This window comes from Qipengyuania sphaerica (assembly GCF_019711595.1).
Lineage (GTDB): Bacteria > Pseudomonadota > Alphaproteobacteria > Sphingomonadales > Sphingomonadaceae > Qipengyuania > Qipengyuania sphaerica.
The window spans coordinates 115,297-131,221 of sequence record NZ_JAIGNR010000004.1 but is presented as its reverse complement, the minus strand read 5'-3'; the positions used below and the strand labels follow the sequence as shown (position 1 = coordinate 131,221).

Annotated in this window: 13 protein-coding genes; 9 read left to right on the top strand and 4 right to left on the bottom strand. The window is 59.7% G+C overall.

Annotated elements, in window-relative coordinates; translation table 11 throughout:
* From K3178_RS12595 to K3178_RS12585, 3 genes are all read left to right on the top strand, one after another.
* Positions 1–3,126, top strand: coding sequence for an efflux RND transporter permease subunit (locus tag K3178_RS12595; RefSeq protein ID WP_221571785.1), 3,126 nt, complete (start codon positions 1–3; stop codon positions 3,124–3,126).
* The gene (locus K3178_RS12590; RefSeq protein ID WP_221571784.1) at positions 3,116–4,702 is read left to right on the top strand and encodes an ABC1 kinase family protein; all 1,587 of its coding nucleotides are present in this window, start codon (positions 3,116–3,118) and stop codon (positions 4,700–4,702) included. The genes K3178_RS12595 and K3178_RS12590 overlap by 11 nt, the downstream gene beginning before the upstream one ends.
* A gap of 73 nt (positions 4,703–4,775) precedes the next feature.
* Positions 4,776–5,546, top strand: a complete 771-nt coding sequence (locus K3178_RS12585; RefSeq protein WP_221571783.1) for an NUDIX hydrolase — start codon at positions 4,776–4,778, stop codon at positions 5,544–5,546.
* A 93-nt stretch (positions 5,547–5,639) separates the two neighbouring features.
* On the opposite strand, the gene K3178_RS12580 is transcribed toward K3178_RS12585, so the two are convergent.
* The 4 genes from K3178_RS12580 to K3178_RS12565 form a co-directional block, all read right to left on the bottom strand.
* Entirely contained in the window at positions 5,640–6,710 is a 1,071-nt protein-coding gene (locus K3178_RS12580) for an acyl-CoA dehydrogenase family protein (RefSeq protein ID WP_221571782.1), read from the bottom strand.
* A 19-nt stretch (positions 6,711–6,729) separates the two neighbouring features.
* Positions 6,730–7,941 (bottom strand): acyl-CoA dehydrogenase family protein, encoded by a 1,212-nt coding sequence (locus tag K3178_RS12575; RefSeq protein ID WP_221571781.1) that lies wholly within the window; start codon positions 7,939–7,941, stop codon positions 6,730–6,732.
* A gap of 67 nt (positions 7,942–8,008) precedes the next feature.
* Positions 8,009–8,335, bottom strand: coding sequence for a 2Fe-2S iron-sulfur cluster-binding protein (locus K3178_RS12570; protein WP_221571780.1), 327 nt, complete (start codon positions 8,333–8,335; stop codon positions 8,009–8,011).
* Between the two features lie 28 nt (positions 8,336–8,363).
* Positions 8,364–9,626 carry a cytochrome P450 gene (locus tag K3178_RS12565; RefSeq protein ID WP_221571779.1) on the bottom strand — a complete coding sequence of 421 codons (1,263 nt, stop codon included), beginning with the start codon at positions 9,624–9,626 and terminating at the stop codon, positions 8,364–8,366.
* Positions 9,627–9,836: 210 nt separating this feature from the next.
* On the opposite strand from K3178_RS12565, the gene K3178_RS12560 reads away from it, so the two are divergent.
* The 6 genes from K3178_RS12560 (at position 9,837) to K3178_RS12535 (ending at position 15,870) form a co-directional block, all read left to right on the top strand.
* A complete protein-coding gene (locus tag K3178_RS12560; RefSeq protein WP_247713779.1) occupies positions 9,837–10,559 on the top strand; it encodes a FadR/GntR family transcriptional regulator in 723 nt (240 codons plus the stop codon).
* Positions 10,560–10,612: 53 nt separating this feature from the next.
* Positions 10,613–11,755 carry an NAD(P)H-dependent flavin oxidoreductase gene (locus tag K3178_RS12555; RefSeq protein WP_221571777.1) on the top strand — a complete coding sequence of 381 codons (1,143 nt, stop codon included), beginning with the start codon at positions 10,613–10,615 and terminating at the stop codon, positions 11,753–11,755.
* Positions 11,756–11,876: 121 nt separating this feature from the next.
* A complete protein-coding gene (locus K3178_RS12550) occupies positions 11,877–13,049 on the top strand; it encodes a thiolase C-terminal domain-containing protein (RefSeq protein ID WP_221571776.1) in 1,173 nt (390 codons plus the stop codon).
* A complete protein-coding gene (locus tag K3178_RS12545; protein WP_221571775.1) occupies positions 13,046–13,522 on the top strand; it encodes a Zn-ribbon domain-containing OB-fold protein in 477 nt (158 codons plus the stop codon). Before K3178_RS12550 ends, K3178_RS12545 begins: the two co-directional genes overlap by 4 nt.
* A 6-nt stretch (positions 13,523–13,528) precedes the next feature.
* Entirely contained in the window at positions 13,529–14,779 is a 1,251-nt protein-coding gene (locus K3178_RS12540; RefSeq protein ID WP_221571774.1) for an acyl-CoA dehydrogenase family protein, read from the top strand.
* On the top strand, positions 14,779–15,870 hold the full coding sequence (locus K3178_RS12535; protein ID WP_221571773.1) for an acyl-CoA dehydrogenase family protein: 1,092 nt from the start codon (positions 14,779–14,781) through the stop codon (positions 15,868–15,870). Before K3178_RS12540 ends, K3178_RS12535 begins: the two co-directional genes overlap by 1 nt.
* The last annotated feature ends 55 nt before the right edge of the window (positions 15,871–15,925 follow it).

Sequence of the window (15,925 nt, the reverse complement as noted above, 5' to 3'; positions counted from 1 at the left end):
ATGTGGCTTGCTGACGTATCGATCCGCAGGCCGGTCTTCGCTACGATGCTTATCGCATCGTTGGTTGTGCTGGGCATCGTCTCGTTCAACCGACTTGGAGTGGATCTCTTTCCCGAAGTTGAATTTCCATATGTTTCGGTTACCACCGCTCTGCCCGGTGCTTCCCCTGGCACAGTCGAGACCGAGGTCACCGACATCATTGAGGAGCAGCTCAATACGATCGCTGGGCTTCGCCAGATGCGTTCGGTCAGTGCTGAGGGCGTCAGCATCGTCAATCTCGAGTTCGAGCTTGAAGAGGATGCCGATCTCAAGGCGCAAGAGGTGCGAGACAAGATGTCCCGATTGGGTGCAGACCTGCCTGTCGATGCCGAACCCCCGGTGATCGAAAAGGTGGACCCGGATGCTACGCCGATCCTTTCGGTCCTGCTCTCTGGCGACATGCCGATTAGCGAACTGACCTCATTTGCCGACGAGGTGGTGAAAGAGCGGCTACAGCGCGTACCGGGCGTCGGCTCGGTTGAGCTGGTAGGAGGGCGCGAGCGAGAAATGCGCATCTGGCTGGAACCATCGGCAATGCGCGCACGCGGTGTGACGGCCGATGACGTCCTGGCCGCCCTGCAGCGCGAGAACGCCGAATTGCCTGGCGGTCAGTTGGTGACAGACGGTCGGACCCGCCAGTTCGGCATCCGCACAATGGCTGAAGCAGCCACGGCGTCGGAGTTTACAACCATTCCCATCGTCTATCGGCCAAATGGCCAGACAGTGCGCATCGGCGATGTTGGACGGGTCGAAGATTCGGTCGAAGACGAGACGACCTATGCCCAGTTGGACGGCGTTCCCGGCGTAGTACTCGAAGTGCGCAAGCAAAGCGGTGAAAACACGGTCGCGGTCGCTGAGCAAATCCGGGCAGAGATAGAGGCTGTTCAGGCATCAGCGACTGCGGACGTAAACTTCGTCATCGCACGGGATACATCGCGTTTTATCGAACAGGCGATCGGTGACGTCCTATTTGACCTCTTCATCGCCGTGCTGCTCGTCGTCGCTGTGACCTTTCTTTTCCTGCTGAGCTGGCGCGCGACGATTATCGTGCTGCTCGCGATACCCACCTCGATCATCGCGACATTCGCCGCCTTCGCTGCATTCGACTTCACCATCAACATGGTCACCTTGCTTGCCCTGACGGTCGCTATTGGGTTGCTGGTCGATGATGCCATTGTCGTGGTTGAGGCTGTCCAGAACGACGTCGACGAAGGGGCCGACAGGACAGAAGCTGCCCATGCTGCGACCAAGCGCGTTGCGCTCGCCGTATTGGCTGGAACCTTCGCCACGCTGGCGGTATTTGTTCCGATTGCCTTCATGGAAGGGATCGTTGGCCGGTTTTTCTTCCAGTATGGTCTCGCCATCGTCTTCTCGGTGAGCGTATCGATGCTGGTTGCGTTTACCCTCACACCTGCGCTGTCCGCCCGGCTGCTTCGACCGGAGCAACCCGAGGACGGGTGGCTTTCTCGCGTTGAACGATTTCATGTTGGCATGCGCGAACGTTATGTCGGGCTGGTGGCTTGGGCCATACGGCGTCGACATCTTGTTCTTGGAGGGGCGCTGGCCAGCGTCTTCGTGGGCGGGTTCTTTGCGGCGCTCGTTCCCAGCACCTTCATGTCAACGACGGACCGTTCAGAATTCCTGGCCACTGTGGAACTTGAGCTCGGAACGGGCATCGCCGGGGCCAAGGATGCCGCTCAGCGCGTCGATGCAGCCTTGCGGACAAATCCCGAAGTCGAACTTGTCTTCGTAAGCGCAGGAGGCGGGACCAACCCGAAGATCAACGAATTGGACGTCTATGTCGGCCTGACGCCGAAACGATCGCGAGACGATTCTCAGGACGACGTAATGTCATTCGCGCGCGAAGCACTCGCCGAGAGTGGCGCACAGGTCCAGGACGTCTCGATTGCAGAGGTGCCGTGGGTATCAGGGGGTGGAGTCGGACAAACTGCCATCGAGCTGATCGTCACCGGGTCAGATACGAATGCGATTAACGAATACGCTCAATGGCTTGAGGGCGAATTGGCAGCGCGTCCGGATTTTGTCGACGTTCGCACAACCTATCAAGGGGGGCGCCCCGAGCTACAGGTCAAGCTCGATCGTGATCGCGCAGCCGACCTTGGCATTACCGCACAGAGTCTGGCGGCATCGAGCCAAACGCTTATTGGGGGAAGTGATGCGGGCACTTTCGAGTCCGATGGCAGACGATATGATGTCCGCGTGCGGCTTGACGAGGGTTCGAGACAAAGTCTCGCCGACATAGAGACGCTCCCGCTTAGAACAGGGCAAGGGACACTTGTGGACCTTGCGGCGATCGCTGAAGTTGACGTCGCATTCAGCGCCGCCGAGATCGAGCGGATCAATCGTTCAAGACAGGTTTCCGTACTCGCGGATACTGCGCCTGGTGTCGCGCTTAGTGTGGCGGTGGCCGAAGTTGAAGAGCTGATCGCGGCCAATCCACCTCCGACGGAGATTTCTACCCGAATGGAGGGGACCGCACGCCGTCTGGCAGAGTCCGGAGAGGCAATTGCCTTCGCCTTTCTTCTCGCGATCGTCGCGCTCTATATTGTGCTCGCGAGCCAATTCAACAGCTTTGGTCAGCCGATCATCATCATGTTGACTGCGCCCCTGTCTTTCTCTGGTGCCTACTTCCTGATGTGGGCGGCGGGGCAGGAAATGAGCCTGTTTGCCCAGATCGGACTTATCGCCCTGATGGGGATCGTCATGAAAAACGGCATCCTGCTTGTTGACTTGGCCAACCAGTATCGTGAGGCGGGGATGGACGCGGCTAGCGCCATGCGCAAAGCAGCGCCGGAGCGACTGCGACCGGTTTTGATGACTGCGCTCGCGGCTGTCTTCGGAATGATGCCGGTCGCGCTCGCGCAATCCGACGCAGCCGAATGGCGTAACGCAATGGGCTACATCATTATCGGTGGTCTGACGACATCCACGCTCCTCACCTTGTTGGTAATCCCGGCTGCGTATTCAGCAACGTCTGACATTCGCCGCGCGCGCCAGAGTTTTGCTAAAATGATCGCAAGCCTGCGGGGCGGGCTGACAGTTGCAAAGCAAGCCGATGAAGCATGATCGGGAAAACACTGTCGGCGAGCTTACCCGGCTGGCTGAACTCGGCCAGATCTTCGCTCGGCATGGTTTGAAAAATCTCGGAAGCGCGCTTGGCATTAGTCCGGTTTCAAAGGAGGCGCCCGATCCCAGGGACTTGCGTCCTGCATCGGTGGTGGCGCTGTTGCGCGATGTCGGCCCCGTCGGGATAAAGCTTGGCCAGCTCCTCGCGACCAGAAGCGATCTATTTACACAACCCTGGATTTCCGCGTTCGGCACTCTCCATGACCAGGTGGAACCACTGCCGTTCGATAAGATTGAACCGGTAATTGTCTCGGCGTGGGGCAGCGACTGGGAATGTGAATTCGCCGCTTTCGATAGGAACCCGATCGCCTCAGCTTCGATCGCGCAGACATATGTCGCAACCCTGCTGGATGGAAGCGAGACTATCGTGAAAGTCCGCCGACCCAGCATGGCGGCCAGGATCGAGGCGGACATGAGGCTGTTGATACGGCTCGCGGGCATTGCCGAGCGTCGTTCAAGTGACATTGCCCGCTATCGACCCGTCGAGTTCCTACAGTCATTCGGCAAGAATTTAGCGCGGGAAATGGATCTGGCAGCGGAAGCGCGCGCCTGTGAACGGATTGGCGGTTACCTGGAGATGCTGGGAGTGAAAACGCCAGCGATCCACTGGGAGCTCACCGGTATCACGATCAATGTGCAGGAGGCCATGACCGGAATGCCCGCGTCGCGGCGCCCGACATCCGATCCGGCAGAAAATGCCCGGTTCGCGAAGAACTATGCTGATGCCGTGCTCCGAATGATCCTTCTCAACGGAGAGTTTCATGGGGATCCACATCCCGGCAACGTCTTCTGGATGGAAGGGAGCCAGGTAGGTTTCATCGATTTTGGTTCGGTGGGTTTTCTCAGCGGCGCACGGCGTCAGGAAATTGTCCGCCTGATTTTCGCCATCGCGAATGAGCAGACAGACAAAGTGGCTGACCTGCTGCTCGACTGGGCGGGCAATCCGATCGTGAACCGCGCACAATTGGTGGTGGATTTGGATGAACTCATCGGGGAGTTTCGTGGTACAGCCCTTGCCGGGATCGAATTGGCGGCCATCTTCAATCGGGTTTTCAAATTGTTGCGCGATTATCGGCTCGTATTGCCGCCCGATCTCGCCATCTTGCTGCGTGTCTTGCTGACTGCAGAAGGTTTCGTTCGGTCCTTGGCGCCGGACTACAACATCGCAGAGGAAACGAGGCCGATCGTGATGCAATTGTTTGCGGAGCGATTTTCCATCGGAGCCGCGCGGGACCATTTCACGAAGGTCCGCAGTGGTCTGCTCGATGTCACCGCATCCTTACCCGATCTCATCGAGCACGTTGCCTCGATAGCTCGATCGGGTACAATCCGGGTATCTTTAGATCCCGCCAGTCTTAACCACCTGACGCGGGAAGGGGACCGCACCACGTCCGTTAAGGGCCCGTTAGTCGCCGCATTAATTGTTTCTGCCGCAATTTTGGCTGACCAGTCGCTGGTTCTGTCAGGAATCGCTTTGGCGCTCGGGGCGTTCGCTTTATTTCGTAAATGGGAATAAACGGGTTACCCGCTGGAAACCTCACGTCCGCGGGCGCCTGGCACTTGATTCAGAGAATACAGGAAGAGTGGAGTTGACCGAACAGAAGCCTGCCGAAGTGATGCCTGCCGCAACCATTCTTTTGGTGCGCGACGAACCGGAGTTCCAGGTTCTCATGGTGAAGCGACATCATCAGATCGACTTCGCATCCGGAGCTCTGGTATTCCCGGGCGGGAAACCCCATTCCGAAGATTCATCAGAGGAATGGGCAGCCTGCTCTGATGGCTGGGAGCGGGTCGATGCGACCCAGAGGATGTTGAAGATCGCTGCAATCCGTGAAGCATACGAGGAGGCTGGCATTTTGCTGGCGGCCAACCGCGATGGCAGCCCTTTCGAAGGAGCCTGCGATCCGGACAGCCGCAGGGCAGTCGAACAAGGGGAGCGATCGTTTCTTGATGTCGTCCGGGAAGCCAATGTGATCTTGCGGCTTGATGGTCTCAGCGAATTTGCCCGGTGGATTACCCCGGTCTTCATGAAGAAACGCTTTGATACATGGTTCTATGTCGCTCACGCGCCGGCACGCCAGATTGCCGCCTGTGACGGCTACGAGATGGTTGATGCTGAATGGCTTTCACCCCATGGCGCACTGGAGTTGGGGAGATCGGGCGAGCGCACGATTATCTTCCCCACGCGGCTCAATCTCGAACTGCTGTCCCAGGCCAGCAGTGCTGCGGACTGCGTAGATCGCGCGCACGCGCGCAAGATCGTGCCTGTCATGCCGCAGGTTTTGCAGCGTGACGGCAAGAGTATCCTGACCATTTCGGAGGACGCAGGTTACGGCCCGGCAAGCGAGGTAATTGGATGAATATCGCGCCGAGATGATCGATCATCCTGCAAGGGCAGACCGTATGCCATCGATATTATCGTAAGGCATGCACGAAAACTGCCGCTCTGGTCGCTAGTAGTCTGACAGTTTCGCGAAGCGATCCTTGATCCAACCGGACGATCCAAAGCTTGCCTCCAGCACGCGGGCGCGTTTCAGGTAGAAGCCGACGTCGTATTCGTCGGTCATCCCGATGCCGCCGTGCAGCTGGATACCCTGGTTGCTGATGGTGTGCAGCACGCGGTTGGCTTCCGCCTTGGCGATGGTCGCCGCGCGCGCGACGCCGAAGCCGCCATCGACCGCCTGGAGGCCCGCCTCGACCGCGCTGCGCATCTGAGCGAGGTCGGCGAAAAGGTCGGCCATGCGGTGCTGCAGCGCTTGGAAGGTCGCGAGCACCTGGTTAAATTGTACGCGCTGCTTCAGATAGTCGAGCGTGGTGTCGAACACCTGCTGCGCCATGCCGAGCATTTCGGCTGCGGTCAGCACGCGCGCCCTGTCGAGCACGTCGTCGAGCAGGCTGTCGCCGCCGCCTTCGAGCTTATCCGCCGCCGCACCCTCGAAAATCACGTCGGCATGGCTGCGCTGGTCGGTCAGCTTGCGGGTGGTGAGCGAAACGCCGGCGCCCTTCTCGACGAGATAGAGCCCATCCGTCGCTGCTACCACGAACAGGTCGGCGCCATGTGCTTCGTGCACGAAGGCCTTCTTGCCGGTCAGCTTGCTGCCCGAAACGCTCGTTTCGATGGCCGAAGGATCGTGATGAGCGCCTTCGTCGACCGCGAGTGTCGCCACCATCTCGCCGCTGGCGAGCCTGGGCAGCCATTTCGCTTTCTGCTCCTCGCTACCGCCGAGCACGATCGCGCTCGCGGCGATGGTCGTGGCGACCAGCGGGCTGGCGGTCAGCGTCTTGCCGAGTTCCTCGACCACGAGTCCAGCCGACATGAAGCCGAAGTCCGAACCGCCGTGGTCTTCCGGGATGATGACCCCGGCCCAGCCCATCTCCGCCATCGTAGCATAGGCGCTCTTGTCATAGGCGTGGTCTTCGCCGCTGGCACGGACCTTGCGGAATTCGGTCACCGGGCTTTCGTTGGTCGCCCAGTCGCGCGCCATGTCGCGCAGCATTTCCTGTTCTTCGTTGAGAACTGCCATGTCGAAGTCCTCCCCTCTCTTACTGGTGGTCCAGCATGCCGAGGACACGCTTGGAAATGATGTTGTTCTGGATTTCGGTCGAGCCGCCATAAATTGTCGCGGCCTTGCCGAAGAGCCATGCGCGCACCGCTTCGATCTCGCTGTCGGAGAAGCTGTCGCCTTCCCAGCCGAGCCCTTGCAGGCCGCGGATCTCGATCAGCAGTTCGGAGCGTTCCTGGCTCAGCTTGGTGCCGAGCTTCTTGAGTACCGAGCTGATTTCGGACACACCGCCTTGCGCTTTGCTTTCCTCTACAGCGCGCCGTGCGGTCAGCAGGAAGCTGGACCAGCGGATTTCGAAGTCGGCGACCTTGTCGCGCAGGACCTTGTCGGCCAGTTCGCCATTCGCATCGGTCTCGCAATGCTTCCTGGCGAGATCGCCCAGGCTCCCGCCCATCATGCTCGCCAGCCTGCCGCCGCCGGCAATGTTGGTGCGCTCGTGCTGGAGCAGGCGCTTGCCGATGGTCCAGCCCTGGCCTTCCTCGCCAACGAGGTTGGCCTTGGGCACCTTCACATCGGTGAAGAAGGTTTCGCAGAACGGGCTGGTGCCCGAAATCATCGTGATCGGGCGGACTTCCACGCCGGGCGCATCCATGTCGATCAACATGAAGCTGATGCCTTTGTGCTTGTCGCTCTTGTCGGTGCGCACGATGGCGAAGCACTTGTCGGCCCACTGGCCACCGCTGGTCCAGGTCTTCTGGCCATTGACGACATAGTGGTCGCCCTTGTCTTCGGCGAAGGTCTGCAGGTTCGCGAGGTCGGACCCTGCATTGGGTTCCGAATAGCCCTGGCACCAGCGGATCTCGCCGCGGGTGATCGGGGGGATATGCTCGCGCTTCTGCTCTTCGCTGCCGTATTCTAGCAGCGTCGGGCCGAACATCATCACACCCATGCCGCCGATCGGGTTATAGGCACCGGCCTTGGCGAATTCCTGGTCAATGATCTTGGCCTGCGCCTTGGTCAGGCCGCCGCCGCCGTACTCTTTCGGCCAGGTCGGCGTGCCCCAGCCACGCTTGCCCACTGCCTTGCGCCAGGCCTCTTGGGTGGTCGATTCATCGGTCGGCCCATCCACCCCGGCGAGCAGATTGCCCTTGTTCTTCAGTTCTTCAGGGAAATTGTCGCGCAGGAATGCCTGCACCTCTTCCCGGAAAGCCTCGTCGTCGCTGAGTACTTCGGATTGTCGTTGAGTGGCCATCGGCATTTTCCCGAAAGTTGAGGAATGTCAGATTGAAATCAAAAAATCAGAGACGGAGAGTTCCGCGTCAGTACTGTTGTTCGGGTACATGCAAAACCAATCCATCCAGCATTGGCTTCATCGGGATCTGGCAGGCAAGTCGGCTATATTCGGTGGTGCCTTCTGCGAATTGCAAAAGATCGGCCTCCATTCCATCGCTCATCAGCCGGCCCACCTTGTCGATCCATTCGGGATCGACCTGGACATGGCAGGTCGCACAAGCACACACTCCTCCACAATCGCCATCGATACCTGGCACGTCGTTATACAGTGCCGCTTCCCTGGCTGTCTCGCCTTCTTCGATCTGGACCTGCCGTCGCTCTCCGTCGCTCGACACGAACGTAACATTGATCATCTTGTTCTCCGCATTTCGATCTGGCTGGTCAGCGAGCGTGCAGACGCACCGGCATCCGTGTGATCCCGCGCACGAGGTTTGAAAAAAGGCGCTCCGGTTGACCGGTGACTTCGACACGGGAGAAGCGCTTGTGGATTTCCTCCCAGATAATCCGCAGCTGCAGCTCCGCCAGCCGGTTTCCCATGCAGCGGTGAATGCCATAGCCGAACGAAAGGTGATGTCGCGGATTCTTGCGGTCGATGATGAACCGGTCCGCATGCTCGATGGCGCTCTCGTCGCGATTGCCCGAGAGATACCACATCACGACCTTGTCGCCCTTCTTGATTTGTTTGCCGCCGATCTCCCAATCCTCCAGCGCGGTGCGGCGCATGTGGGTGAGGGGGGTCTGCCAACGGATGATCTCCGGAACCATCTTGCCAATGAGTGAAGGATCCTCGTTGAGTTTCGCATACTCGTCCGGGTTTTGGTTCAGGGCGAGCACTCCGCCGCTGATGGAATTGCGGGTCGTGTCGTTTCCGCCAACGATCAGCAGCATCAGATTGCCGAGAAACTCCAGGAACGGCATGTCGCGCGTCGCGGGAGAATGAGCCATCATCGAGATGAGGTCATTCTTCGGTTCTTGGTTTATTCGTTCATCCCACAATGCCTTGAAATACATTGCGCAACCGATGAGTTCTTCGCGTCGCGCCTCGTAGGATTCGACGATTCCGGTTTCAGGCGCCGCAGTTGCGACATCGGACCAGCGTGTGAGCTTGCGCCGTTCCTCCCAGGGAAAGTCGAACAGTGTCGCCAGCGTCATCGTCGTCAGTTCGATCGCAACTTTGTCCACCCAATCGAAATCTTCGCCAACCGGGAGTTCGTCGAGAATCTCTCCTGCGCGTTTGCGGATGACCGGTTCGAGCAGCTGGAGATTGGACGGAGCCACAGCCGGGGTCACCGCCTTGCGCTGCTGATCGTGCTTGGGCGGATCCATCGCTATGAACATTTCCAGTTCCAGCGCGCCCTCGACCGAGTGCATGTCCTGGATCGCAATCCCGCCAAGCTTCGCTTCCGATGAAAAGACTTTATGATTGGTGTCCACCGCCATGATGTCGTCGAACTTGGTGATAGACCAGTAAGGACCGACATAACTCTCGCGGCAGTAATGGACCGGTTCTTCGGCGCGAAGTCTGTCGAAAAACAGCCCGATCGTATCGTTCTGGAAAAGACTTGGCCGGGCCACGTCGATTTCCTCAATCGGAATTGACGCGATCTCGGCCGCGACATCTGGTGCTGCGGTCTGGATGTTCATAAGCGGCGATCCTCATTCACGATTCAGGCTCGATCGGCCCGTGGCGATGCATAAGGCAAGCATTTCAGGCGGTCAATAAACCGTACACTCTTTTTGCATCTTGCCTCCGCTAGAGTCGTCTCATAGTGTAATGGACGAGCGATCGGCAGGCATAATGATTATACTGTTTAGACGAGTAGGTTGAGGTGTGCAGATGAATGGCAGATGCCAATGGTAAAGAAGGCCAAGCGTGCCCTTTCTCTTGCGCAGAGCATTGTGCGGGACATCGAGGCAGGCTCTCATAATCCGGGTGACAGGCTTCCGCGCGAAGATGAAATGCTGGCGCGCTACGAGGTTGCGCGCGCGACCTTGCGAGAAGCCTTGCGGTTCCTGGAGTTGCAAGGAGTCATCCATCTCCAGCTAGGGCGTGGTGGAGGTCCTGTCGTCGCCCGGCCGCAGACCGGCGATTTCGCCAGTAGCCTATCGCTGATCCTGCATTTCATGGAAGCCGATTTGCGCGGCTTGCTTGAGCTGCGCGAAGCAATTGCTCCCGATGTGGCGGCTTATGCGGCGCAGCGTGCAACGACCGCCGATCTCAGTGCGCTGGCCGGGTGCCTGGCGGATCTGAGGCGGCATGAAGCCTCTGACCAGTTCGAGGAACTCAATCGCAGGTTTCACGACCTGTTGGGTTGGGCGAGCGGCAATCCGCTTTTCGGTCTCCTGACGTCTGCGATGCATCTGCTGACGCGCGAGTTTTCCCATTCGCTAGGCTATTCGGCGCAGGAACGGGCGTTGCAGATAAAATTTCTGGGTCGGGTCCTCGAGGCGGTGCGAACTGGGGACAGCACCGCGGCACGCCGGGCGATGGGCCAGTTGGTAGCAGGCTCTGCCGAGTATCTTTCGGAGCGCAGTCCCGAGCTGGTTTCGCAGCGGGTGAGGTGGGGGCAGCTTTAGAATTTCAGATGGTTTCGAGAGTGCCTGGCGGCACAGGTTGGAGAGGAAAAACAATGGCGTTGAACAGCCGAATTTGCGAAATGTTGGGTATCCGTTACCCGATCCTTCTTGCCGGAATGGGCGGGGCGAGTGTGCCGGCACTGGCGGCCGCAGTGTCGAACGCCGGAGGGCTCGGGGTTTTGGGCGCTGCCGCATGTTCTCCCGATCAGTTGCGCGACTGGATTCGCCAGACACGGGAATTGACCGACAAACCATTCGGCGTGGATACGCTCCTTCCCGCCTCGGTCAGACGCGGTACTGCCCCTCAAAGCGGTTCTGCACCCCAAAACCCCATGGATCTGATGGGCGAATATCAGCAGTTTACGCGTGACTTCATGGATCGTGAAGGACTTCCGCAGGTCGATGCCGCCGCAGCCATGCGGGCGGCGGGCGCGCCCGAGATGGGCAAGGGCGGCCCGCAATTGTTTTCGAAGGAATTCTTCGAAGCGCAAATGGAAGTGGTGATTGAGGAAAAGGTGCCAGTCTATGCTGCCGGCCTCGGTAATCCCGAGCCCTGGATGGATCGGCTCCACGCCAATGGGACCAAGGTCATGGCGGTGATCGGCAAGGTCAAGCACGCCGAACAGGTCGTCGGATCGGGCATCGACATAATCGTCGCGCAAGGTCACGACGGCGGCGGTCACAACTCGCCGATCGGAACGATTTCATTGATCCCTCAAGTGGTCGATGCCGTTGGCGACCGTGTTCCGGTTCTTGGGGCTGGCGGCATCTCGGATGGCCGGGGTGTTGCTGCTGCGATGATGCTGGGAGCAGAGGGTGCATGGGTCGGCACGGCATTCCTCGCTACCGAGGAAGCGGGAATCGAGCGCTTCCAGAAAGAGGCGATCACTGAAAGCGGCGATGCCGATACCGTCGTGAGCCGCTCGCTCACCGGCAAGCCGGCGCGCATGATCCGCAATAAATGGGCCGATGCCTGGGTGATGGCCGGCAAGGAACCTCTGCCCATGCCTTATCAGTCGATGATCTCCGGTCCGGTCATGGCCTCCGGGATCAAGGCAGAGCGCAAGGATGTCATCCCCGGCTTTGCCGGCCAGGGCATCGGTTTGATTGATTCGATCCGGCCGGCCGCCGAAGTGATGCGCGACCTGGTCGACGGAGCCGAGAAGGCGTTGGCTTCTGCCGGTACCTACAGGTGAAGCGAAGGAGGCAACGTTATGGCTAACGCCAGAGGACATGAATTGCGCCGCCGGAAACCTATCACAGGGTGCGCGCTCTGTCTGAACAGCTCGAACGCGATTACCAGGCGGTGAGGCAGGCATGAGCTTCAGCGACAAATCGGCTATCACCGGCGTGGGCGAAACCGCCTTCGTGAAAGGCACCGAAAAAACCGCAGTCGATATGATGCTGGAGGCATCGCGCAATGCAATTGCGGATGCGGGACTGAAGCCGTCGGATATCGATGGCATGGTTCCCCCTCCGATCTACACCACATCGGAAGAGATGGCGGCTAACCTCGGCATTGATGTTCTGCGCTATGCCTCGACAGTCCATATGGGCGGTGCGAGCCCGACCACGGCCCTCCAGAACGCCGCGATGGCCATCGCCAGTGGATTGTGCGATCACGTTCTGGTGACGCTCGGCTGGAACGGTTATTCTGCCCTGCGACCCAAGCCCGGCGCACCCCCGACGCGGCCGATGAACATGAACACGCTGACGAACACGATCCAGGGTTATTACATCCCCTATGGCGTGTTCCTGCCGGTGCAGATGTATGCCTGGCTCGCTACGCGGCATTCGAAGATCTACGAAATTGGCCTGGAGGCGATGGCGGCTGTCGCATTGGCTTGCCGTCGCCACGCACAGCTGAATCCGCAGGCCTTCACTTATGGCCGGGAACTGGATGCTGAAACCTACCATTCCGCGCGCTGGATATCCGAACCATTTCGCCTTTACGATTGCTGTCTTGAAACCGACGGAGCCTGCGCGGTCGTGGTCTCGCGGATGGACCGTGCCAGGGACATGCCGCATGTCCCGGTGAGCATTGCTGGCGCGGCGGAAGGACATCCGTATCCTGCCGATGACATCCCTTCGCGTCCCGATCCCTTCAAGATTGGCCTGAGCTATGCCGCGCCACGCGCATTCGAAATGGCTGGGGTCCACCGCGAAGACATGGATTTCCTGCAGATATACGACTGCTTTACCTATATCGTCCTGCTGCAGCTGGAAGCAATGGGCTATTGCGAACCTGGCGGTCAGGCAGACTTCGTCGCCAATGGACAGATCGAGCTGGGCGGGCGCTATCCCGTCAACACCCATGGTGGCCTACTGAGCGAAGCCCATGTTTGGGGCCTAAACCATATCGTGGAGGCAGTGCGCCAGTTGCGCCACGATTGCGGAGAGCGGCAGGTTGAGGGCGCTCAGACCGGCTTGGTCACCGGCTGGGGCGACCTTGGTGATGGCAGTATCGCGATTTTGAGGAGGTTCGCGTGAGCGACGAGAAGGATCTTCCACCCAAAATGCGCGCCTCGGCGCAGGCTGCTCCACCAAAGCCACTGCCTCGCCCGCAGGATCCGGTAGAACAGGATTTCTGGAACCGGTGTCAGGACGGCAACCTCTACTTTCAGCAGTGCGAGGGATGCGGCAGCTTTCGGCATCTGCCGCGCTACATGTGCGCCCGCTGCGGCTCACCCGAATGGTCGTGGGAGCGCAGCAGCGGTAAAGGTACGCTGTTTTCCTGGACGGTCACCCATCAGGCGCTGCATCCCGCATTCGCCGCCGAGATTCCCTTCATCGCCGCAGTAGTGGAACTGGAGGAGGGTGTACGAATGGCCACGCGGCTGATCGATTGCGCGCATGACGAGCTCACACTCGATCTGCCGGTCACGCTCGATTTCGAACCAATCTCTGACGATTTTCGCCTGCCGGTATTTCGGCCTGCCAGAACTGCGTCCGCCCAAGGATAAACCAAGATGGACCTCGACTACGGACCCCGATATGACGCGTTTCGCGAGGAAGTGCGTCAGTTCCTTCAAACCCATGGTCACCGTGCACCCGGTGGACAAGGCCGCGCCGCGCGACCATCCCCCGAAGCCGTTGCATGGCAAAAGCTGCTGATCCAGCATGGATATACTGCGCGCACGATCCCCGAGGAGTATGGCGGATACGGGGCCGAGCCGGACATTCTTGTATCCCGGATCATCGCCGAGGAATTCTCGCGCGCAGGGATACCCGGAGGCCTTGCGAACCAGGGAATCTCCATGCTCGTTCCAACACTGCTGGAACTCGGAACCGAAGCCCAGAAAAGGGAATGGATCAAGCCAACCCTCGAAGGCGAGATAGTCTGGTGTCAGGGGTATTCGGAGCCCGGGGCCGGATCGGACCTCGCCGCTCTCAAGACCAGCGCCCGGGTCGAAAATGGCGATTTCGTGATCAACGGGCAGAAGATTTGGACCAGCACCGCCAAGCAGGCGGACATGATCTTTTGCCTGGTGCGGACCGAACCGGACGCGCCCAAGCATGGCGGCATCTCATACCTGATATTCTCGATGGACACACCCGGGATCGAAGTGCGTCCGCTCAGGACCATGACCGGTCATGCCGAATTCAACGAGACGTTCTTCACCGATGTTCGCGTTCCCATGGACCAGATCGTCGGGCAGCGCGGGCAGGGGTGGTACGTGGCCAATGCAACGCTGGGCCACGAACGCGGTATGCTGGGCGATCCCGATGCGCTGGAAAGCCGGCTCCAGGCGCTGGTCAGGCTGATGCAGGCAGAACAGGTCGGCCAGGGGTGCGCAATGGACAATGCGGTCCTGCGTGACCGGCTGGTTGCATTGCAAGCCGAAGTCGCGGCAATGAAGTTCAATGGCATGCGCATCCTGTCGAACAGCCTCAAAGGCGATCCCGGAGGCATGGCGAAGCTGATCGTAAAGCTGCAGAGCTGCGAACTGGCCCATCAGATATCCGCGCTCGCGATCGATGCGATGGGCGAGATGGGCATCCTCTATCATGGCAGCGAGCGCGAACGTGAAGGCGGCGCGTGGCAGTGGAACTACATGTTCCAGCTGGGACTGATCATTGGTGGAGGCACGGCCCAGATCCAGAAGAACATTATCGCCGAACGCGGACTGGAAATGCCGCGAGAGCCCAAGCTGGCAAAGCCGGCTGCGGTTGAACAGGCCACCAAGGTTGCTAGCGGACAGGAAAAGGGAGCAGTCTGATGGATTTCGGACTTTCGCAAGACCAGCAGATGCTCCGCGACGCGATCAGTCGCACCCTTGCTGATACCTGTCCGCTCGATCATGTACGCGAATGCACGGAGGACAGGGCTTCCTTCAGCGACAAGGTGTGCTCGGCGCTGGGCGAACTTGGCATTTGGGGAATGATGGTTCCCGAGCAATATGGTGGCCTTGGCATGACAATGCTCGATGCCGCCGTCGTGGCCGAGCAACTCGGCTACGCCGTCGCGCCGGTGCCCTTTATCGGTTCCCATGTTCTGGCGCCGCTGGCGCTGGCACAGGGCGGTAGCGAAGAATTGAAAGCGCACTGGCTGCCGAGGATCGCGAAGGGTGAAGCGCAGGTCGCGGTCGCGATCGCGCAAACGGTCGAGATCCGGGACCAGTCAAGCGTGGACTTCGACGGCGAGAAGCTCGACGGAACGGCGTTGTTCGCGCTCGATTTCCTTGGAGCAGACGCGTTTCTTGTCGTGGATACCGCCGGTCGCATGCACTTCGTAGCTGGCGATGCTGCGGGTCTAGAGATGGCTCCTCTCACCACGATAGATCGCACCAGGAGCGTGGGGGAATTGCGATTTTCCGGCGTAGCGGGCGAAGCTCTCGCGGACGATGATGGCTCCACATCCAGCCGCCTACGCGATGCCGGCCGGGTGATATTGGCCGCCGATAGCCTTGGTGCAGGCCAGGCTATGATCGAAAAGGCGGTCGACTATGCCGGGCAGCGCGAACAGTTCGGGCGCGTGATTGGCAGCTTTCAGGCGGTCAAGCACATGTGCGCGGAAATGGCTGCTCGCCACGAACCATGCCGTTCGCTCGTATGGTATGCCGCCCATGCGTTCGATACGGCGCCCGACGAGGCTCCGCTCATGGCTTGCCATGCGAAATCGCACACGGGTGAAGTCCATCGCTTTGTCGCCCGAACCTCCACCGAAGTGCATGGGGGGATGGGTTTTACCGATCTTCTCGGCCTGCATTTCTGGTTCAAGCGGATTGGTTTCGACCGGCAGATACTGGGCGGGCCCGAAAAAGTCAGAGCCGAAGCGGCGGCCTTGCAGGGGTGGACGCAGGCCGCGTGAGATAATGAAACCGGCGCACGTTGACCGAGAAAAGCGTGGCCACGGAGGAGAGAGG

What these genes read in the sequence shown, in the direction of transcription:
- K3178_RS12595 (WP_221571785.1), top strand. Translation starts at nt 1, where the DNA reads ATGTGGCTTGCTGACGTATCGATCCGCAGGCCGGTCTTCGCTACGATG.
- K3178_RS12560 (WP_247713779.1), top strand. Translation starts at nt 9,837, where the DNA reads ATGGTAAAGAAGGCCAAGCGTGCCCTTTCTCTTGCGCAGAGCATTGTG.
- K3178_RS12580 (WP_221571782.1), bottom strand. Translation starts at nt 6,710, where the DNA reads ATGGCAGTTCTCAACGAAGAACAGGAAATGCTGCGCGACATGGCGCGC.
- K3178_RS12575 (WP_221571781.1), bottom strand. Translation starts at nt 7,941, where the DNA reads ATGGCCACTCAACGACAATCCGAAGTACTCAGCGACGACGAGGCTTTC.
- K3178_RS12540 (WP_221571774.1), top strand. Translation starts at nt 13,529, where the DNA reads ATGGACCTCGACTACGGACCCCGATATGACGCGTTTCGCGAGGAAGTG.
- K3178_RS12570 (WP_221571780.1), bottom strand. Translation starts at nt 8,335, where the DNA reads ATGATCAATGTTACGTTCGTGTCGAGCGACGGAGAGCGACGGCAGGTC.
- K3178_RS12535 (WP_221571773.1), top strand. Translation starts at nt 14,779, where the DNA reads ATGGATTTCGGACTTTCGCAAGACCAGCAGATGCTCCGCGACGCGATC.
- K3178_RS12550 (WP_221571776.1), top strand. Translation starts at nt 11,877, where the DNA reads ATGAGCTTCAGCGACAAATCGGCTATCACCGGCGTGGGCGAAACCGCC.
- K3178_RS12565 (WP_221571779.1), bottom strand. Translation starts at nt 9,626, where the DNA reads ATGAACATCCAGACCGCAGCACCAGATGTCGCGGCCGAGATCGCGTCA.
- K3178_RS12590 (WP_221571784.1), top strand. Translation starts at nt 3,116, where the DNA reads ATGAAGCATGATCGGGAAAACACTGTCGGCGAGCTTACCCGGCTGGCT.
- K3178_RS12555 (WP_221571777.1), top strand. Translation starts at nt 10,613, where the DNA reads ATGGCGTTGAACAGCCGAATTTGCGAAATGTTGGGTATCCGTTACCCG.